Here is a 19509-nt window from a genome sequence, read left to right as displayed (position 1 = left end):
GCCTTAAGTTATGGATGATCAAGACCTTAAGCCCTTGGGTGATGGCTGGCGTGTAGTTGTTGCATACGCACTTGTGCGACATGGGTGTAAATTTGTGTCGTGGACAGATCACTATGTCCCAATAGCATTTGTACCACACGCAAGTCGGCACCGTGATTGAGTAAATGCGTTGCAAAAGCATGTCGTAAGGTGTGGGGAGACAGTTCAGCCTGAATCGCTGCTTGTAAGGCATAGCGTTTAATGGCGTACCAAAAGTTTTGCCGACTCATAATGCCGCCATGTTGAGTTAAAAACAGATAGTCAGTTGCAGATTTATATAATTGCGGACGGGATTCAATTAAGTATTTTTCGACCCATTCCACTGCGATTTGCCCCAAAGGTACCAGTCTTTCTTTATTGCCTTTACCCGTAATTCTTAAGTAGCCTTGTTTTAAATTGATTAAGTCTAGGCGTAAGTTTAGTAGTTCAGATACACGCAGTCCACAGGCATATAAGACTTCAAACATGGCACGATCACGAAGTCCAAGAGCGGTTTCAATATCTGGAGCTTGAATTAAGGCATCTACGTCTTGCTCAGACAAATCTTTAGGCAGTGCGCGGCCAATTTTGGGTGTTTTATGTAGCGCGACAGGGTTGTCTGAGCGCAGTTTTTGTTCCCGTAGAAACTTAAAAAAAGAACGCAGAGCAGACAGACAGCGCGCAATGGAGCGCGGGCTTTTACCTTGCTTGGTGAGAGTCAGCAGAACATCGGCGACATCGTCACTGCTCCATTCAGGCATGCTCACCCGACTACACTCGCTGCACTGCAATAAGTCAGAGAGATAAGCATTTCGGGTGTGTGGGCTCACGGTTTGTGCAATGAGATAATCTTTAAAGCCGTGTAAAAAACTGAGCTGAGTTGGGATTTGAACAGGCGCAGGCACACGCGGTTTTTTATTTAACATAAAGCTCTCAAGCACATCATCACGGAAAGATAAAAACAAGGAATAGGGGTTTTATTCAATGTAGTGTAATCATTCTCGCTTGTCGATGTGTTATAACAGATGCGAATCATTATCGAATCTGATTTGGTAATTATTCTCATTTGTTTGTATACTGTTCAAAATATTAAAGGGTTGGATGCGGTGCGTTTATCTGATTTAAAAGTCAAACAAACTGCCATCATTAACAAAGTGAATCATACTTTGGATGGCGAAGCTCAGACTGATTTGGTGGCTAGTCGTCTTGAAACATTAGGCTTTGTCGCAGGTACAAAAGTACAGGTGATTACCAAAGGTGTTTTTGGTGGCGATCCAATTTTAATCCAAGTGGGTTTTACACGTTTCGCCTTAAGAAAAGTTGAAGCTGAAAAAATTGAAATTCAAGTCGAAGGAGCACCTAGATGAGTGATGCCTTGCGTGTTGCCCTTGTAGGTAATCCAAACTGCGGTAAAACTTCGTTATTTAACCATCTCACTGGAACACGCCAAAAAGTAGGTAACTATGCGGGTGTAACGGTTGAGCGTAAAGTTGGTCAATTTAGTCTTCCTTCGGGTCAAGCAGTTCGCGTTCTGGATTTGCCAGGGACGTATAGCTTAGATGCGACTAGTCCTGATGAAATGATTACCCGTGACGTGGTGATGGGGAAAATTGCAGACGAAGGTCAGCAAGATGCTTTCTTATGTATCGTTGATGCAACTAACCTCAAACTTCACCTCGGTTTAGTGATTGAACTGATTGCATTGGGCCGTCCAATGTTAATCGTTTTAAACATGATGGATGAAGCACGTCGCCGTGGCATGCAAATCAATACCCAAAAGCTTTCTGAGCGCTTGGGTGTGCCGATCGTTGAAACCGTTGCGGTGCGTAACTCGGGTATTGAAAGCCTGCTTAGCGCTTTAGAGCAGGGCAAATATGCCGTGCCTTATACCGAGCTGACGGGTTTAAAAGGCGACACTGCACATGAGAAAGTAGAAAATTTATTACATGACGCTGTGCAGTACGTCGATGAAGAAGACAAGCGAACTGATTTTCTAGATAAGATTTTCCTACATCCAGTTTTGGGTTTAGTTAGCCTTGCAGTGATGATGTTTATTGTCTTCCAAGCCGTTTTTGCTTGGGCAGCGCCGTTTATGGATGGGATTGAAACCTTCTTTGGTTGGCTAGGTGAAACCATTGGTGCATCCATTAGCCACCCTTTACTTAACAGTTTGGTGGTGGACGGGATTATTGCGGGTGCGGGTGGTGTCGTGGTGTTCTTACCACAGATTTTAATTTTGTTCTTCTTTATCTTGGTATTGGAAGAGTCGGGTTATTTACCGCGTGCCGCGTTTTTGCTAGATAAGCTGATGTTTAAAGCAGGTCTTTCTGGGCGTGCCTTTATTCCGCTCTTGTCTAGCTTTGCCTGCGCAATTCCGGGCATCATGGCATCGCGTACCATTAGTGATCCGCGTGACCGTTTGACTACGATTTTTGTGGCACCGTTAATGACGTGTTCTGCACGTTTACCTGTATATGCCTTGTTAATTGCTGCTTTTATTCCTGAACAAACTGTTTGGGGGATTTTTAATCTGCAAGGTTTAGTGTTGTTTGCTTTATATATGGCCGGGATTGTCAGTGCACTGTGTGTATCTTTCGTTCTGAAATTCTTCCAGAAAGACAAGTCACAACATATGTTGATGATGGAGTTACCAAGCTATCGTTTCCCTGACTTAAAGAATATTTGGATTGGTTTACTTGACCGTGCCAAGATCTTCTTACGTCGCGTGGGTGGCATCATTTTCGCGTTGTCTATTTTGCTGTGGTTCTTGTGTACCTTCCCGCAAGCTCCTGAAGGCGCGACTTTACCTGAAATTGATTATTCATTTGCCGGTATGCTCGGTCATTTACTGCAACCAATTTTTGCACCGCTGGGCTTCAACTGGCAGATTTGTATTGCCTTGATTCCAGCCATGGCTGCTCGTGAAGTCGTGGTGGCAGCTTTAGGTACGGTATATGCCTTATCCGCTGTTGATGAAGATGCCATGTCACAAGGTTTGGCTTCACTCATCAGTAGTGGCGGTGAGCTCGGCTGGTCGGTAGCGACTGGTCTGTCTTTATTGGTGTGGTTTATTTATGCACCGCACTGTTTGGCGACTTTAGCGACGGTCAAACGTGAAACAGGTTCATGGAAAACCGTGAGTTTTATGACCATTTACTTGTTTGGTTTGGCTTATTTCATGTCATTCCTGACTTATCAAATTGCAACGCACTATTTGGGCTAATCGGCGTAAATAGGCGAGGAGATTGAGATGATTGAAATTCTAATTGTTGCTGCTCTAGTGATCTGGAGTGCAGTGGTGGTATTTAAGAAAGTATTTCCTAAGACATCGGGTTCAGTTTTCATGTCCTTGGCTGACCTATGTGAGGGACGCGGTTGGACGCGTTTAGCAAGGTGGTTAAAACCGTCAATGGCGGGTGGCTGTGGCGGAAACTGTGCTTGTCCAGCAACAGAAGACAGCAATGCGAAAAAGCCTGAAGTTCAAGCGGTGAAGTGGAAATAAAACAATTTTTGTTCACAAATAAAAAAGCCGTCCAAGAGGGACGGCTTTTTTACGCACTGACACAAAAAAAGTGCAGGAAAGTCAAAACAGAAAAAGCATTCAAAACAGCAAAGTGCTAACATTTCCGCAGATAAATCTCAGACCAAGCATGGGGCGAAAATGTTAATACAACGTGGTGGACTTAAGGTCGTTGCAGGGCTCGGCATTTCTGGTGTTGCAGCGGTCAATTTTTTACATAACCAAGGCTACCGCGTTGCAGTAACGGACTCTCGATCAACCCCGCCCGGTCATGACCAAATTCCAGCAGAGGTACAAACCAGTTTTGGTCAGTTTGACGCAGAACTGTTGTTGTCTGCTGAAGAAATCGTTATTAGCCCTGGGCTCGATCCGAAATTACCTGAAATTCAAGCTGCGATTGCCAAAGGCATCCCCGTGGTGAGTGAAATTCAGATTTTACGCCGTGCAACCGACAAGCCGATCATGGCCATTACTGGGTCGAATGCAAAAAGTACCGTGACGACCTTAATTGGTCTGATGGCTGAACATGCAGGCGTGAAAGTCGCGGTAGGCGGTAACCTTGGTCGCCCAGCGTTGGATTTAACCAAAGATGAGCCAGATTTATACATTTTAGAACTATCCAGCTTTCAGTTAGAAACCACTTCAAATTTACAAGCTGAAGTTGCGGTAGTGCTGAATATGAGTGAAGACCATCTTGACCGTCATGGCGACATGATGGGTTATCACACCGCGAAGCATCGCATTTTCCAAGGCGTGAAAAAAGTCGTTCATAACCGTGATGACTCACTTACTCGTCCTTTGGTCCCTGATGCTACGCCAATGCAAAGCTTTGGTTTAAATGCACCTGATATGAATCAATACGGTGTGTTAAGAGATGACGACGGTACGATCTGGTTGGCCCGTGGCCGCACACGTTTATTGAACAGTGCAGAGATGTATATTCAAGGTACACACAATGTTGCCAATGCTTTGGCCTGTTTGGCTTTGGGTGAGGCAATCAACTTGCCACTGGAGTCGATGTTGGAAACACTGAAAAGCTTTAAAGGCTTAGAGCATCGCTGTGAGTTTGTGAAAGAAGTTGAGGGTGTTCGTTACTATAATGACTCAAAGGGCACCAATGTAGGCGCAACACTGGCTGCGATTGATGGTCTAGGTGCTGCGATTGAAGCCAAAGGTGGTAAGGTCGCGATCATTTTAGGTGGTCAAGGCAAAGGACAAGATTTTAGTGCTTTACGTGAGGCTTTGAGCAAATACGTGAAAGTGGCTGTGTTGATTGGTGAAGATGCGGCGTTAGTTGAACAAGCTGTGGTAGGAACAACCACCTTACTGCATGCTGAGACTTTAGAGCAGGCAATTGCACTTTGCCAAGCCCATACCCAAGCCCATGATGTCGTGTTATTGTCACCTGCATGTGCAAGTTTTGATATGTTCAGTGGTTACCCACAGCGCGGACATCAGTTTGTCGCTTGTGTGCAAGAACTCCACTAAAAATAATAAGGAAATTGAGATGGCTGAGTTTGCTCAGACAACGATCAATAAAATGAATCAGTTTTATAGCCGTTGGGCGCCGCGTGTACCCAGCGAAGTGACACCGCGTAATGTGTTGATCTTTTGCGTCATTGCTTTGTTGTGTTTAGGCTCGATCATGGTTGCATCTGCGTCGATGCCTTATGCTGAACGCCTTCATGAGAATTCATTTCACTATGTCCTTCGTCACGGGATTTCAATCGCGGTGGCGGGCGTTTTGGCCTATGCGGTATACCGAGTTCCGCTCAATGTTTGGTTCAATAACACCTTCCCACTGTGGATCTTGACCATCTTACTGCTGGCTGCCGTATTGGTTGTTGGTACCGAGGTTAATGGTTCGACCCGTTGGATTCGTGTTGCGGGCTTCACCTTGCAGGCTTCTGAGGTCGCCAAAGTAATGATGGCGATTTTCACAGCGGACTATGTGGTACGCCGTGCCGAAGAAGTAAGAAATAACATCAAAGGCTTGATCCGTCTCGGTATTATTATGCTGTTGACGGTGGGTTTGATTATCGCGGAGCCCGACTTGGGTGCAACCGTGGTCATTAGTTTGATGATGCTCGGTATCTTCTTCCTTGCTGGCGCGCCGTTGATTCAGTTTGGTATGGCTTTTGGTGCAATTTTTGCGGCCTTTGTCTTTCTGATTGTATTTGAGCCTTACCGTTTTGAACGTCTAATGTCTTTCTCAAACCCTTGGGAAGATCCGCTAGGTACTGGTTACCAGCTTTCCAATGCCTTAATGGCTTTTGGGCGTGGTGAATGGTTTGGTGTAGGACTTGGCCACAGTGTACAGAAAATGGCCTACTTGCCTGAAGCGCATACCGACTTCATGTTGGCCATTTTAGGCGAAGAGTTTGGCTTTTTCGGGATCACTACGGTCTTGATTCTGTCCTTTACCATGTTGCTGTGCTGTATCAAAGTGGGTCATCGTGCCTTGAAGAATCAGTACCTGCGTGCGGGTTATTTGGCATATGGGGTATCGATTATTTTCTTACTGCAAATTTTGGTAAACGCAGGTATGAACATGGGTATGCTGCCAACCAAAGGTTTGACGCTACCTTTTATTAGTTATGGCGGTTCATCACTGATTATGTGTGCAGTGATGATCAGTTTGATTTTGAAAATTGATGCAACAACACAAAGTGCCAATCCAACCAAAGAAGAATCCAGCTTCTAAGCAGGTTGTTCTTTCATCACGTTTTCCGCAGACGAAACGTACTTTTCGTTATGCGGATAGCGTTTGAGCCCTTCCTAAATTGTGTTTCTCATCAGCGTATCTATCTGTCATTCTTTTATGATGAATGTGACTGTAATGGTCTAAATTTTTTGAATTTGCTTCAATTGAAACGTTGAGCGCTATACCTCGCGTTGAATTTCTGCCGCGATGGTTTTGCTATAAATAGGTACCATGCAGGGTAGTACGGTGTGGAATCAGCGAAACATCCCATTGTGCAATGGCTTGTTGTAACATTTGTTCAGGGGTGTCTAGCTCAACAGTTGGCTGATTTAGAGCATGTATCGCTTGAGCGAGTAGTGTAGATGCTTGGTTAAGATCCAGCGCCTGTGCCATGTTTTGTTTAGACAACTTTTGCCCTTGATCATTCATAGCTAAAGGCAGATGCATATAGCTAAGGCGCGGGTAATCTAGGAGCTGACCTAAATAAATTTGGCGCTCGGTATTATCCAATAGATCTGCACCACGAACCACATGGGTGATGCCTTGTAGGTAGTCATCTACCACTACCGCTAATTGATAGTTGATAATGCCATCGCGGCGTTTCAGTACAAAGTCACCGAGCTCATGTGCCAGTTGTGAGCAGTGTCGGCCTTGCAGAGCATCATCAAAACAAATCTCGACATCTTCTACTTTGACGCGAATGGCTTGTTGCTCAAAAGGCAGAGCAAGGTCACGGCAGGTGCCTGCATAAATGTGGTTAGAACCGAGCATTTTGCGGGTGCACTGACAGGCATAGACCAGTTTGAGTTGATGCAGTTGCTGAATCACGTCTTCATATAGGTCGAGACGATCTTTTTGGAATATGATCTCCGCATCGGGCTGAAAGCCGAAAGCCTCGATACAATGCAAGATATGGCTTTCACTGCCGGGGTAAATACGCGGGATATCGGTATCTTCAATACGAACCAACCATGTGCCTTGATGTGCTTTAGCTTCGCAATAACTGGCAACGGCTGTGATGAGTGAACCAAAATGCAAAGGGCCGGTTGGCGATGGCGCAAACCGACCCACATAAGCCATCCTGTTGTCCCCCTCCTTATGTAAAGGAGGGGTTGGGGGAGGATTATTGAATAACATGATTAACCGTTATTTTGCTTCTCTTTGATTTCTGCCAGTGTTTTGCAGTCAATACATAAAGTTGCTGTTGGACGGGCCTCTAAACGGCGCAGACCAATTTCGATACCACAGGTTTCACAGAAACCATAGTCATCGTTTTTAATCGCTTCAATTGATTGCTCGATTTTGCGGATGAGTTTACGTTCACGGTCACGTGTACGTAATTCAATTGCAAACTCTTCTTCTTGTGTCGCGCGGTCATTCACATCAGGCAAAGCGGTGTTTTCGTCTTGCATGGTGTTGAGTGTGCGGTCAACTTCTGACATCAGCTCTGCTTTCCATGCCAACAAAATTTGGCGGAAGTGCTCAAGCTGACCTTCAGACATGTATTCTTCATTTTTTTTCGGCTGATAAGGTTCAATACCAAATAAGCTTGCAGTAGAACCACCGTCAGTCGCTTTAGGCTTAGTTTTGCGCACACGTTTTGTAGATTTTTCATCTACAACATCAGTTTGTTCGTCTAAGACAGTATTTTGGTTGTCATTCGCCATTTAGGGCAATCCTCATCATATACGTATCTTTAATACGCAAAAAATATGGTGATATGCAAGTGTTTTTATCCACCCTCGAGGAGATTCACCCTCGGGGGTCGTCATCATATAGACTTTTTAAGTATTTTGATAGTCTTTGATGTTTGGATTAAATTGATCACTTTTTCGTAAGAGCAACTAAGGTAATTGAAAACGACAAAAATGAAAAGTTAATAACCTGAAATTTCAACATTTATTTTTTGCTGTGCGTGTAAGACACGTTCTACGTGGGTTTCATGGCTGCCATCTGCGTTTAATTGTAAAATACGATAACCTGGTGCTTGCTCATCTAAGGCAAAATGATCACTTAAAGGCTTAAATTGGACACTGGTAGATGGCGTCGAGTAAAACTGAATACCATGCCATTCACGCCATGATTCTTGATGGACATGTCCCGACAGCACAATTTTGACATTGTGGTATTTGGCAAGAACCGCAGTGAGGTCTTGGGTGTTCTTGAGTTTATGTTGATCAATCCATTTTGACTGCATTTCAAAAGGATGATGATGACAGGCAATCACAATGTGTTGCTGGGCAAATTCTTGTAGGATTTGTTGCAGTTGGTTCAATTGTGCTTCATCGACCCAGCCATCAATTTTACCTTTGACAGCACTATTGAGTAAAACCAAGCTCCAAGGGCCGAAGTGAATCACATGAACTTTGTTTTGCTGCTGATGAAAAGGGAAGTGCTCGGCATTGTCATGATTGCCCGGAACTTGATAAAACGGCCTCTTTAAGCTCTGCATAAAGTCTAAATAGCGTTGATAGGTTCGAGACACAGGTACTTGTGCCAAGTCGCCCGTATGGACGATGGCATTCAGCTGTGGGTGACGCTCAACAATATGCAGCATCACATGATGAAAGCTTTGTTCTGGATTCATACGTACAAACTCCAGATGATCTTGATCCATCAAATGCGTATCTGAAATTTGGATAATGTTCCAACTTTTTTCATTATTTAAAGTCATGTCTGACCCCTTAGACATTCCTTGTCGTTTTAATCTGTTGTTGTAGCCATTGCAAGGCCATTATGACAGGCGCATTTCTGAGCCGACCGTTGGAAAGTAATGTATCGATCTGCGCATAATCAATCAGGTGTAATAAAATATTTTCACCTTCATCGGGCATACCAAATACACCACCTTGTTCGGGTAAATTGGCCGCAGCACTATACAGATGAAACAGTTCCGCACAGGCACCTGCTGAAGGATAAAAGCTAAACAGATGTTGTAAGTGTTCAATCTGACAGCCTGATTCTTCTAATGCTTCACGGCGAATACAGCTTTCAGGTGATTCATCACCATCTAATACTCCCGCAATAATCTCCAGCTGCCAAGCTGAATCTTGATCATCCATAGCACCAATACGAAACTGTTCAATCAAGGCAAATTTTTGTTGTGCATCATCATAAATTAAGACACCTGCCGCTTCAGGGCGCTGAATAAGCTCACGTGAAATCACAGCGGTGTACTCAGCTTGATTAAACAGGCGATGACGTAAATTTACTTTTTCTACTTGAACAAAACCCTGAAAAACAAAGGCTCTGTCTACAATTTGGACATCTTCACGGTGATATGTAGCTTGCTTAATTATGTTCATAAAGCGCAATCAGGATGAAATTTATCATTTCATCCTAACTGAGAATCGCATGATTACAAAAGGTTTTTTATCAGCTTACACTTTTTGGTACAAGTTTTGTCCACTTGCATGGAATTGTTTTTTCATGCTATCGAGACCGGTTTCGACCTCTTCTTGCTGAATTTTATTCAGTGCAGCGTTTTGCTGGTTTTGTGCATAATCACGCACGTTTTGTGTGATTTTCATCGAGCAAAACTTGGGACCGCACATTGAACAGAAGTGCGCAGACTTGTGCGCTTCCTTCGGCATGGTTTCATCATGCATGCTACGCGCCGTGTCTGGATCAAGGCTGAGATTAAACTGATCTTCCCAGCGGAATTCAAAACGTGCTTTAGACAGAGCATTGTCACGAACTTGCGCACCCGGATGACCTTTGGCCAAATCTGCCGCATGTGCTGCAATTTTATAGGTGATGATGCCATCTTTGACGTCTTTTTTGTTCGGCAGGCCCAAGTGTTCTTTTGGCGTCACATAACACAGCATGGCAGTTCCATACCAACCAATCATCGCCGCACCAATCGCGGAAGTAATATGGTCATAACCTGGGGCAATATCGGTGGTCAATGGCCCTAACGTGTAGAAGGGCGCTTCTTGGCAGACTTCAAGTTGTAGATCCATATTTTCTTTAATCATATGCATAGGCACATGCCCCGGACCTTCAATCATCACTTGCACATCATGTTTCCATGCGCGATGGGTGAGTTCGCCTAAAGTGCGTAATTCAGAGAACTGTGCTTCATCATTGGCATCTTGGATACACCCCGGACGTAGGCCATCGCCGAGGCTGAATGACACGTCATAGGCTTTCATGATTTCGCAGATTTCATCAAAATGTGTATAGAGGAAGTTCTCTTGATGATGGGCCAAACACCACTGTGCCATGATCGAACCGCCACGAGACACGATACCAGTGAGGCGATTCGCCGTCATTGGAACATAACGTAATAAGACGCCTGCATGGATGGTGAAGTAATCTACGCCTTGCTCAGCTTGCTCGATCAGCGTGTCTTTGAAGATTTCCCACGTCAGGTCTTCCGCCACCCCATCAACTTTTTCTAAAGCTTGATAGATCGGTACGGTACCAATCGGAACAGGTGAGTTACGGATAATCCATTCACGGGTTTCATGGATGTTCTTCCCTGTGGATAGGTCCATGATGGTGTCTGCACCCCAACGGGTTGCCCAGGTCATTTTTGCGACTTCTTCATCAATTGAAGAGCCGAGAGCTGAGTTACCAATATTGGCATTGATTTTCACCAAGAAGTTTCGGCCAATGATCATGGGTTCGATTTCAGGGTGGTTAATATTGGCAGGAATAATGGCACGCCCTTCAGCCACTTCTTTGCGCACAAATTCAGGCGTGATTTCCATCAGGTTATGCGCACCAAAGTTTTGCCCCGCGTGTTGACGTGCATCGACCCCTTCACGTTGACGCTGATTTTCACGAATAGCGATGTACTCCATTTCAGGAGTAATGATGCCTTGTTTGGCATAATGCATCTGCGTGACATTGTGACCTGCTTTGGCGCGACGTGGTTTCTGGATGTGAGCAAAACGAATATCAGCGGTACGTATATCTCGTAAACGTTCTTGACCAAAGCTTGAGCTCAGGCTATCTAACATTTCGGTATCGTTGCGCTCTTCAATCCAATTTTCGCGAACATTCGGTAGACCTTTGTTCAGATCAATACTGACATTGGTATCGGTATACACACCAGAGGTGTCATACACCATCACTGGTGGATTATACTCACCGCCTAAGCCTGTTGGGGTTTCGGTCAGTTCAATCTCACGCATGGGGACTTGAATGTCTGGGCGTGAACCTTGGATATAAACTTTTTTAGAGGCAGGCAAGATACGGGTCAGATCTTTGGCATCTTGTTCATGTTGTGCTGAAATTTCAGCGGAAAGATTCGTTAACTGGTTCATTGCAATGATCCTTATGAATGACATCAACGAATCAAGCACGACCAAAAACGATGGCAATTGAAGCTATTTCTGTGTGTTGTTAATTTGATGATACAAATGCAACGGATGTATTTCTACTGGAAATAGTTCAATGAAAGGCGTTCAGTTTTTAGATGGCTTGATTCCTACGCAGGTCTTAACCTGATCAGGTTCAACGGTACTCAGCTTCAAAACTTTATTGAAAAGTCTTAGCTGATCTCAGCGAGCAATTACTCGCGCTCCGTCAAGCGATGCATCATCTTAACATGCAATGTTGTTAAAAACAGCGACCTTTTTATTCAAAGTGTGAAAGGAGATATGTTCAACGTTCTAAGCAAATGGCATCGCTTAAGCAGTCTTTGCCTTGATCGGGTTGGACCATGCGCAATTGGATAAAATGCGCCAATTGTCTTTGTAAGAGTTGATCTGCACCTAGGCGCTGCGCATGGGCGGAAGCAGGCAAGATGATTTGAGCCGCTCTTTGTTCAGGGCTGAGTTTCACGAACTTTAAAAATAAGCGCGCTTGATCCGTCACACTTGAATTTTTTAATTCGGCTAGGCGCTCAATTTCTTCCAAATAATTGCTTTGCACGGTATAGCCGTCGTAAATGCGTTGAGCATCCAGTCCGATAAACAAGAGGGTGCTATATAGGTTCAACAGATGACGTGCATCTTGGTGGTAGCTACTTTTTGGGTATTGCTGTAAATAACTTTCCCAATACAGCGCACGATCCACAATTTCTTTGGCATCAATTTTGACCTGACTTCCAATCACGGCAGGGTATTGATTCTGTGTTGCCAGATGTTCAATAAACTCTTGCTCCGCGACAGGGAGATAAGGCGCAAAAATTTTGGCTAAATACTCAGGGCTACGGCGGTAATGCACTTGTCCTTCGCCTGCATCAAACAACTCGACATAAGACTGCCCTTGGTGTTTGATGAGGTATTGGTCACGAATGGTCAGTTGCTCAAAAAGACTTTGTTGAATGGTCGGATGTTGCGCCATTTCTAGAGCATAACTTTCAAAAGCGCGCTGCTGTTGCGGCGTACGTTCGACCGATAAAAAGTCATGATACATTTTATTGGATAAACCCAATAAATGCTTTTGTTGTGGAAAACCGAGTAAAGGCAAACACAGCTTAAGATCTTGATTGATTTGCTCTAAAGCAAAAGTCGTACGCTGCGCACCTATTTCTGACATGTTTTTGTCAATTTTTTGGCACAAGTCGGTTAAGTCTAAGGTTTGAGTTGAAGACGCTTCAATTTGTGCGGGCTCTTGAAAGCTGACAGGTTCAGGTTTTTGACAGGCAGCCAACAGCGCGCACATGAAAATCAGTACGTAAGGTTTAAGCGAAAATAAAGAAGAATGATTCACAGCGACTCGATCAAAAACTCAGTTCAGCGACTACACAGTAGAGAAACTCCTTTTCTCCGTACCTCATTTTATAGGGGGGATGGAGTTTTTAATGTGTAGTATTGTGAATGATTTTGTTGAACCGGCTGTGACACTGTTCAATATTTACTTCATAATGAACAAATTATTGGGTGCTATTGTAACCAGTGCAATAAAAAATATACGAAAATAATGACAACTCGTTTTAGTATATCGTTGCTCAGAACGAGGCCAGTGAGGTGAAAAGGTGGACCAAAAAAAATGAAGATTAAATGTGTCCTAGCCAGCTGTGTTTTGTTTTTCGCGCCGTGGAGTCATGCCTTGGATTTGGTCGACGCTTTACAACGCGCCAAAGTCAATGATCCCAACTGGCAAGCCAATTTACTCCAATATGAAGCAGATCAACTCAATTTAGGCATTGCTCAAGGCAACTTACTACCTACCATTAGTCTGTCTGGCAATGTGACTCGAAAAAATCAACCCATTGGGCAAGTGAGTTCGGTTCTTTCCATGCCCGATGCGACCACCACCAAACAAGTGGCGATTACGGCGCGCCAACCCCTTTTTCGTTGGGATGCGTGGGAAGGATTAAAACAAGTCAAGACCTCCCTCAGTTTAAGTGAAGTCAATTTACAGCTACAGCGACAGCAACACATTTTAGACGTGACGGAAGCCTATTTTAATGTACTGCGCCAACAAAGTTTAACCGCAGCCAATTTACAAGAAGAACAAGCCTTACTTGAACAACTGAATATGATGAATGCCAAACTCAGAGAGGGTTTGGTGGCAAAAAGTGATGTGAGTGAAGCTAATGCACAGTACCAAAGCGCACAGGCTAACCGCATTGCGACGCATGTACAACTGGTCTTGGCGCAGGAACAACTGGCGCAAATTATTGGGCCTTATCAAGAAAACTTGGCAGTGTTGCGTGAAGACTTTCAGTTTCAAAAGCCTTATCCTGCAGAACTTTCAGCATGGACTAATTTAGCTCTCGCACAGAACCTAGGCATTCAGCAGGCACGCTTGCAACAGCGCTATGCTGAAGATCAAAAACGGGTTGAACAAGCTGCGTTGTATCCTCAAATTGAAGCTGTGGGAAGCTATGGTTATAGTGAGCAGACGCCTGAGAATATTATGTCGGCCAAAGGCAACTTTGATCAGATTGGTATTGAGATGAATTGGAATGTCTATACGGGGGGACGAACCAAGAAGTCGATTCAAAAAGCTGCCGTCAACGTCAAAAAATCTGAAGCCGAATTGGATGCCGTTATCCGTAAAGCCAATACAGAGGTGAAAAAGTCCTATTTACAAGTGGAAACAGACCAAGCCAAGTTGCAAGCACGTAAAGCTGCCATGGAATCATCCAGCCTCGTCTCTCGTGCCTCACAAGCGCAGTATCAAGAAGGCTTAAAAACCATGGTTGATGTTTTACTGGCACAACGCAATGCCTTTTCGGCCAAGCAGGATTATGTCAATGCTAAGTATGACTATCTGATCAATGTCTTGCATTTAAAGGCATCTGTGGGTAAGTTGACTGAACAAGATATTCAAGAAATGAATGCATGGTTGGTGGACAAAGCACGCTTATAAAAGGGTCTTGTCATCAAATCTTCACAATTGCTATGCTTTAATATCGCTCAATCTTTAGTCCCTCATGATGTTGCTGTGGAGTACGTCCTTTGCCAAATAGTCCTGTTTTAAACCATCACATTTCTTCGCAGTTCAATGAAGATTTGCAGGATGTGAACACCAAATTTATGACCATGGGTGGTTTGGTAGAACAACAAGTGGCAAATGCAATTCATGCGCTACTCGACACCGATGCCAACTTAGCGGTCGATGTTCAGTTTAAAGACAATGCGGTGAATCAGCTCGAACGTGAAATTGATGAAGCCTTGACCTTGATTTTGGCGCGTCGTCATCCTGCTGCGATTGATTTGCGTATGGTAATTGCGATGTCGAAAGCCAATACCGACCTAGAGCGTATTGGTGATGAAGCGGCGAAAATTGCTCGTATTGCGCAAAGCTTATGTGAAGACGGTGAATCCCCTCGCGGTTATATGGAAACGCGTCATATTGGTAACCAAGTCCGTGTCATGATTCATGATGCCCTAGACGCTTTTGCACGCTTAGATGCAGAACAAGCGCTACGTGTGATGATGGCCGATGCTGACATTGACCGTGAATATCAGTCTGCAACGCGTACTTTGATGACTTATATGATTGAAGACCCGCGTCATATTGCCCGTGTGATTAATGTGATGTGGGTATTACGTTCATTGGAGCGTATTGGCGATCATGCGCGTAACATTTCTGAGCAAGTGATTTACATGGTGAAAGGTTTGGATGTACGTCATACCAGTTTTGAAGAAGTTGAAAAACATATCCAAAAATAAAAAAGCGTATCTTATTTTTCAAGCACAACTTCGGTTGTGCTTTTTAATGGTTGCTTAATTTTCGGATAAAAAAAATCTCAGACTTTGGGGGAAATCTGAGACTAAAATCGGGGATATTTATCGTTATAGATAAGAGGTTTCCCTCTATCCTTGAATGCCATTATAGGAAAGATGTTTTTCTGCGTCATGTAGGTTCTTGTAGTGTAATGTTGAGTTTTGCAATGGTTATGTAGCGCTATGTTTACACTTAATTATTTAGATACAAATAGCTGTTCTATATTCTGATTGAGTCATCAATATGTCATCTATCTTGGGTTTAGTTAGACCTGTGCTTAGATAGAACATTGTATGAATAAAAAGAAAAGCCCCGATGTTGGGGCTTTTCAAATGTGAAACTGTGTGCTTTGCTTACTTTAGATAATTTTCAGAGCAATACTCTATTGGTCACGCCAAGCATAGCTTTTCATCTTGCAGCGTGGCGGAGCAGTGCTCCGCTTTATCACGCCTCAGGCTTTAAGCCTTCTGCTTTTTCTAAGCTTTCATCATTATTAAAGAACTTCTCGCGTTGTTCTTCAAGAAACTTTTTCGCATCAGGTTCAAACACATTTAGGCGTTTTTCATTGATTAAAGTGGTTTGGTGCTTTAACCATTCTCCCCAAGCTTGCTTGGAGATGCTTTCAAAAAGTTCTTGGCCTTTTGCACCAGGAAACGGTGCAAAGTCTAAACCTTCCATTTCTATTTGATATTTACGGCAAAAAACTTGTCGAGTCATATCTAGACGTCCTTATTGAGCATAAAGTTTTTCTAAACGCGCATGGGCACGTTCAATGGCAGCTTCTACTTGCGCAGGTGCAGTTCCACCAATGTGGTTACGTGCATTGACTGACGCTTCAAGGGTTAGTGCTTTTTCAAATACATCCGCTTGAATTAAGTCAGAGAACTGTTGAAGTTGTTCAAGAGTCAATTCAGAAAGATCTTTTGACTCTTGAACACCTAAAGCAACGGCTTTACCCACAATTTCATGTGCATCACGGAAAGCTACGCCATTTTTTACAAGGTAATCAGCCAAGTCAGTTGCCGTTGAGAAACCACGCAGCGCTGCTTCACGCATGATGTCGATGTTTGGAACCAAAGCAGGAATCATGTCTGCAAAAGCCATGAGCGAGCCACGCACGGTATCAATCGCATCAAACAAAGGTTCTTTGTCTTCTTGGTTGTCTTTGTTATACGCCAACGGTTGACCTTTCATCAGTGTTAACAAGCTCATCAAGTCGCCATAGACACGACCTGTTTTACCGCGCACTAACTCTGGAACATCTGGATTTTTCTTTTGTGGCATGATTGAAGAGCCAGTACAGAAACGGTCCGGAATGTTTACGAACTTAAACTGCGCAGACGTCCATAGAATGAGTTCTTCTGACATGCGTGATAAGTGCATCATGATCAAAGAAGCCGCAGCATTGAATTCAATACCGAAGTCACGGTCAGATACTGCATCGAGCGAGTTTTCAGAAACGGCTTCAAAACCCAGTAACTCTGCTGTAAATGCGCGGTCGATTGGGTAAGTGGTACCCGCAAGTGCTGCTGAACCTAGAGGCATACGGTTAGTACGTTTACGGCAGTCAATGAGACGCTCAGAGTCACGCACTAACATTTCAAACCATGCTAGTAGGTGGTGACCAAAAGTCACAGGCTGTGCTGTTTGTAAGTGGGTGAAGCCTGGCATAATGGTATGCGTGTTTTGAGCAGCAATACTCAAAATACCTTTTTGTAATTTTTTTAGTAATTCTAAAATGGCATCGATTTCATCGCGGACATAGAGGCGAATATCGGTTGCCACTTGGTCATTACGGCTACGACCTGTGTGGAGCTTTTTACCTGTGATGCCAATCCGTTGAGTCAAACGCGACTCAATGTTCATGTGCACATCTTCTAGGTCAATACGCCATTCGAACTGACCCGCTTCGATTTCAGCTTGAATGGTGTTTAAGCCATTGATGATGTCATCGCGTTCTTGTTCAGTCAGAACGCCAACTTTTGCAAGCATGGTCGCATGAGCAATAGAACCTGCAATATCTTGTTTATAAAAGCGTTGGTCAAATTGTACAGATGCTGTAAATTCAGCAACAAAGGCATCAGTAGCTTCAGAGAAACGACCGCCCCACATACCCGAAGTTTGGGCTTGTGACGGATTTGAGGAATTAGAAGATGTGGTCATGTCGGCTCAATAAGATAAAAAGCGGTAGAACTCGCATGAGTATAACAAATTCAAGACAACTTGCCGAAGTTCAAGATGCGCAAAGTTTAACTTCCAGTATGGCTAAGCCAAATATCTCTTATTTATTTAGCAAAATCGTGCAATGGCCGCATTTGTTGGAATTATTTGTTGGTGGAAATTTGTTGGCCATGCTGTTGGCTTTGGCCGAGGCACAGTCTTGGTCAAACTTGGTGTTTGAGCATGTGCTGGGCTATATGCTTTACATTAATTGGGTTTTACTGTCTTTTGCTGCGCTGATGCAATATGGACAAAAAAAGTTGCAGAATTTGGGTCTGGGTATGACTTTATTGTCAGGCTTTTTTCTATTGCAGATCATTGTGTTGGTGACCACGCTCAGCCTTAATATACTGATCTTCTTTGGAGCTAATTTTAGTTTCAAAGGTTTGACTTCAGCCATCTTATGGAATGATGTGGCTTTGCATTTGGGTTATGGCTTGTTGTTAGGCAGCTTTTGTTTTCGTTATTTGTACCTAAGAGAACAGTGGTTTAGGCAGCAAAATAGTGAGCTGAATGCACGGGTGCAAGCCATGCAAGCCCGTATCCACCCGCATTTTTTGTTTAATAGTTTAAATAATGTGATTAGCTTGATCGCGATTGATCCAGATAAAGCCGAACAGATGTTGCTCAATCTATCGCGTCTGTTTAGAGCCAGTTTCCAAGAACTCAAACTGGTCAAGCTCAGTGATGAAATTGAGTTGTGTCAGCGTTATTTGGCGATTGAGCAAATTCGCTTGGGAGATCGTTTACAGGTTGAATGGAAAATCGAGCATGCCGAATTGTGTAAGCAGGTACAAATTCCACTCTTAACTTTACAACCTTTACTTGAAAATAGTATTTTTCATGGTGTTGAAAAATTTTTAACTAAGAGTACGATAAGTGTACTGATTGAAATATTGCAAAATCAAGTTAATATCGTCATAACCAACCCATTTACAAAGGAAACAATTCATAAACGACAAGGACATGGTATTGCTATTGAAAATGTGAAGCAGCGTCTAGAAGCATATTTTGGGCGAACTGTGAGTTTTCAAACCTATGCAGGGGAGGGAATGTATACCACTGTTGTGCAGTATCAATATAAATAAGCCGCAGTGAACCTATAAAAATAAACAAGGTGACTGTTGGGGAGGAGATAAATGGACATCCTAATTTGTGATGATGAGCCTTTAGCAATCGAACGTTTGTCTAGATTGGTGAGTCAGCTCGGACATCAAGTGGTGGCAACAGCCTCACATGGTCAACAAGCAATTGAATTAACTCAACAATATGAACCAGATGTGGTACTTTTAGATATTCAAATGCCAGAAATGGATGGTTTGACTTGTGCGCATTATTTGCGTCAGCTTGAGCCGATGCCTGCTTTGGTGTTTTGTACGGCTTATGATGAACATGCGCTCGATGCATTTAAGTCACATGCTGAAGGTTATTTATTAAAACCAGTGATGCAACAGGAATTGCAACAGGTGCTTGGTCACCTCACTAAATTAACCCAAGCTCAAATGAGCGAGATAAAACAAAAAGAAAATATGGATGAATTTAACGTAAAGCGACATCAAATCGCAGCGAAAACCTATCGTGGTGTGGAATTGGTGCCCATTGAAAATATTTATTATTTTTTGGCGGATCAAAAATATGTCACGGTACGCCATAAAAATGGCAGTGTCTTAATTGATGAAACCTTAAAAGACTTAGAGCATGAGTTTGGGGATGCCTTTATTCGTATCCACCGTAATGCTTTGGTTTCTGTTCATTTTTTAGAAGGACTTGAAGTGGTCAACTCTGGGCAGTATCAAGTGCGTTGCCGTGAGTTAGATGAGCGTCTAGCGGTGAGTCGACGACATTTGCCGGGCTTGCGTGAGCGCTTACATAGGCTTTAGCAGGCTAATGTAATTATTCTGCTGCTGATGAT

18 protein-coding genes and 1 riboswitch are annotated in these 19509 nt (G+C 43.6%); of the genes, 9 read left to right on the top strand and 9 right to left on the bottom strand.

The genetic code is table 11. The annotated features are described in order from the left end of the window. Window positions 1–26: 26 nt before the first annotated feature. On the bottom strand, window positions 27–944 hold the full coding sequence (gene xerD, locus HYI04_RS07325) for a site-specific tyrosine recombinase XerD (RefSeq protein ID WP_159153604.1): 918 nt from the start codon (window positions 942–944) through the stop codon (window positions 27–29). A 180-nt stretch (window positions 945–1124) separates the two neighbouring features. On the opposite strand from xerD, the gene HYI04_RS07320 reads away from it, so the two are divergent. The 5 genes from HYI04_RS07320 to ftsW all read left to right on the top strand — a co-directional run bounded on the left by HYI04_RS07320 (window position 1125) and on the right by ftsW (window position 6242). Continuing rightward, window positions 1125–1385 carry a FeoA family protein gene (locus tag HYI04_RS07320; RefSeq protein ID WP_010325703.1) on the top strand — a complete coding sequence of 87 codons (261 nt, stop codon included), beginning with the start codon at window positions 1125–1127 and terminating at the stop codon, window positions 1383–1385. Next, window positions 1382–3241: a ferrous iron transporter B gene (locus HYI04_RS07315; protein ID WP_159153603.1), complete on the top strand. Its 1860-nt coding sequence runs from the start codon at window positions 1382–1384 to the stop codon at window positions 3239–3241. Before HYI04_RS07320 ends, HYI04_RS07315 begins: the two co-directional genes overlap by 4 nt. A gap of 27 nt (window positions 3242–3268) precedes the next feature. Next, on the top strand, window positions 3269–3520 hold the full coding sequence (locus HYI04_RS07310; protein WP_178896041.1) for a DUF6587 family protein: 252 nt from the start codon (window positions 3269–3271) through the stop codon (window positions 3518–3520). 159 nt (window positions 3521–3679) lie between these two features. After that, window positions 3680–5026 (top strand): UDP-N-acetylmuramoyl-L-alanine--D-glutamate ligase, encoded by a 1347-nt coding sequence (murD, locus tag HYI04_RS07305; RefSeq protein ID WP_010325706.1) that lies wholly within the window; start codon window positions 3680–3682, stop codon window positions 5024–5026. A gap of 19 nt (window positions 5027–5045) precedes the next feature. After that, window positions 5046–6242 carry a putative lipid II flippase FtsW gene (ftsW, locus tag HYI04_RS07300; protein WP_114837823.1) on the top strand — a complete coding sequence of 399 codons (1197 nt, stop codon included), beginning with the start codon at window positions 5046–5048 and terminating at the stop codon, window positions 6240–6242. Between the two features lie 216 nt (window positions 6243–6458). Here the strand turns inward: ftsW and gluQRS are convergent, their stop codons facing one another. The 6 genes from gluQRS to HYI04_RS07270 all read right to left on the bottom strand — a co-directional run bounded on the left by gluQRS (window position 6459) and on the right by HYI04_RS07270 (window position 12908). Beyond that, the gene (gluQRS, locus tag HYI04_RS07295; RefSeq protein WP_228276924.1) at window positions 6459–7379 is read right to left on the bottom strand and encodes a tRNA glutamyl-Q(34) synthetase GluQRS; all 921 of its coding nucleotides are present in this window, start codon (window positions 7377–7379) and stop codon (window positions 6459–6461) included. 2 nt (window positions 7380–7381) lie between these two features. Continuing rightward, window positions 7382–7909, bottom strand: a complete 528-nt coding sequence (gene dksA / locus HYI04_RS07290; RefSeq protein WP_004692816.1) for an RNA polymerase-binding protein DksA — start codon at window positions 7907–7909, stop codon at window positions 7382–7384. A gap of 209 nt (window positions 7910–8118) precedes the next feature. Further along, window positions 8119–8916, bottom strand: coding sequence for a 3',5'-cyclic-AMP phosphodiesterase (cpdA, locus tag HYI04_RS07285; RefSeq protein ID WP_178896040.1), 798 nt, complete (start codon window positions 8914–8916; stop codon window positions 8119–8121). A 10-nt stretch (window positions 8917–8926) separates the two neighbouring features. Next, window positions 8927–9547: an NUDIX domain-containing protein gene (locus HYI04_RS07280; protein WP_178896039.1), complete on the bottom strand. Its 621-nt coding sequence runs from the start codon at window positions 9545–9547 to the stop codon at window positions 8927–8929. Window positions 9548–9622: 75 nt separating this feature from the next. Further along, the gene (gene thiC, locus HYI04_RS07275) at window positions 9623–11515 is read right to left on the bottom strand and encodes a phosphomethylpyrimidine synthase ThiC (RefSeq protein ID WP_010325711.1); all 1893 of its coding nucleotides are present in this window, start codon (window positions 11513–11515) and stop codon (window positions 9623–9625) included. A gap of 144 nt (window positions 11516–11659) precedes the next feature. Next, a riboswitch (TPP riboswitch) is annotated at window positions 11660–11787 on the bottom strand. 68 nt (window positions 11788–11855) lie between these two features. Further along, entirely contained in the window at window positions 11856–12908 is a 1053-nt protein-coding gene (locus HYI04_RS07270; RefSeq protein WP_201707069.1) for a hypothetical protein, read from the bottom strand. Between the two features lie 279 nt (window positions 12909–13187). On the opposite strand from HYI04_RS07270, the gene HYI04_RS07265 reads away from it, so the two are divergent. Further along, window positions 13188–14516, top strand: coding sequence for a TolC family outer membrane protein (locus tag HYI04_RS07265; protein WP_159153597.1), 1329 nt, complete (start codon window positions 13188–13190; stop codon window positions 14514–14516). A gap of 89 nt (window positions 14517–14605) precedes the next feature. Continuing rightward, window positions 14606–15322, top strand: a complete 717-nt coding sequence (gene phoU, locus HYI04_RS07260) for a phosphate signaling complex protein PhoU (protein WP_004692799.1) — start codon at window positions 14606–14608, stop codon at window positions 15320–15322. Window positions 15323–15821: 499 nt separating this feature from the next. Here the strand turns inward: phoU and HYI04_RS07255 are convergent, their stop codons facing one another. Beyond that, a complete protein-coding gene (locus tag HYI04_RS07255) occupies window positions 15822–16094 on the bottom strand; it encodes an oxidative damage protection protein (RefSeq protein WP_131229861.1) in 273 nt (90 codons plus the stop codon). A gap of 12 nt (window positions 16095–16106) precedes the next feature. After that, window positions 16107–17540 carry an argininosuccinate lyase gene (gene argH, locus HYI04_RS07250; protein ID WP_004692796.1) on the bottom strand — a complete coding sequence of 478 codons (1434 nt, stop codon included), beginning with the start codon at window positions 17538–17540 and terminating at the stop codon, window positions 16107–16109. Between argH and HYI04_RS07245 the strand changes: the two genes are divergently transcribed. Both HYI04_RS07245 and HYI04_RS07240 read left to right on the top strand, forming a co-directional pair. After that, window positions 17531–18685, top strand: a complete 1155-nt coding sequence (locus tag HYI04_RS07245; protein WP_171518781.1) for a sensor histidine kinase — start codon at window positions 17531–17533, stop codon at window positions 18683–18685. The two genes, argH and HYI04_RS07245, sit on opposite strands and share 10 nt — an antisense overlap. A gap of 51 nt (window positions 18686–18736) precedes the next feature. Then, window positions 18737–19477 (top strand): LytTR family DNA-binding domain-containing protein, encoded by a 741-nt coding sequence (locus HYI04_RS07240; RefSeq protein ID WP_114837602.1) that lies wholly within the window; start codon window positions 18737–18739, stop codon window positions 19475–19477. Window positions 19478–19509: the final 32 nt, after the last annotated feature.

This window comes from Acinetobacter sp. SwsAc2 (assembly GCF_013391465.1).
GTDB lineage: Bacteria > Pseudomonadota > Gammaproteobacteria > Pseudomonadales > Moraxellaceae > Acinetobacter > Acinetobacter johnsonii.
The sequence above is the reverse complement of the archived record's forward strand: the minus strand, read 5'-3'. Positions and strand labels throughout refer to the sequence as shown.

Bases quoted from the DNA above. Each gene is read 5' to 3' on its own strand.
- xerD (WP_159153604.1), bottom strand. From the start codon at position 944: ATGTTAAATAAAAAACCGCGTGTGCCTGCGCCTGTTCAAATCCCAACT.
- HYI04_RS07315 (WP_159153603.1), top strand. From the start codon at position 1,382: ATGAGTGATGCCTTGCGTGTTGCCCTTGTAGGTAATCCAAACTGCGGT.
- HYI04_RS07310 (WP_178896041.1), top strand. From the start codon at position 3,269: ATGATTGAAATTCTAATTGTTGCTGCTCTAGTGATCTGGAGTGCAGTG.
- murD (WP_010325706.1), top strand. From the start codon at position 3,680: ATGTTAATACAACGTGGTGGACTTAAGGTCGTTGCAGGGCTCGGCATT.
- ftsW (WP_114837823.1), top strand. From the start codon at position 5,046: ATGGCTGAGTTTGCTCAGACAACGATCAATAAAATGAATCAGTTTTAT.
- gluQRS (WP_228276924.1), bottom strand. From the start codon at position 7,379: ATGTTATTCAATAATCCTCCCCCAACCCCTCCTTTACATAAGGAGGGG.
- dksA (WP_004692816.1), bottom strand. From the start codon at position 7,909: ATGGCGAATGACAACCAAAATACTGTCTTAGACGAACAAACTGATGTT.
- cpdA (WP_178896040.1), bottom strand. From the start codon at position 8,916: ATGACTTTAAATAATGAAAAAAGTTGGAACATTATCCAAATTTCAGAT.
- HYI04_RS07280 (WP_178896039.1), bottom strand. From the start codon at position 9,547: ATGAACATAATTAAGCAAGCTACATATCACCGTGAAGATGTCCAAATT.
- thiC (WP_010325711.1), bottom strand. From the start codon at position 11,515: ATGAACCAGTTAACGAATCTTTCCGCTGAAATTTCAGCACAACATGAA.
- HYI04_RS07265 (WP_159153597.1), top strand. From the start codon at position 13,188: ATGAAGATTAAATGTGTCCTAGCCAGCTGTGTTTTGTTTTTCGCGCCG.
- HYI04_RS07255 (WP_131229861.1), bottom strand. From the start codon at position 16,094: ATGACTCGACAAGTTTTTTGCCGTAAATATCAAATAGAAATGGAAGGT.
- HYI04_RS07245 (WP_171518781.1), top strand. From the start codon at position 17,531: ATGTGGTCATGTCGGCTCAATAAGATAAAAAGCGGTAGAACTCGCATG.
- argH (WP_004692796.1), bottom strand. From the start codon at position 17,540: ATGACCACATCTTCTAATTCCTCAAATCCGTCACAAGCCCAAACTTCG.
- HYI04_RS07240 (WP_114837602.1), top strand. From the start codon at position 18,737: ATGGACATCCTAATTTGTGATGATGAGCCTTTAGCAATCGAACGTTTG.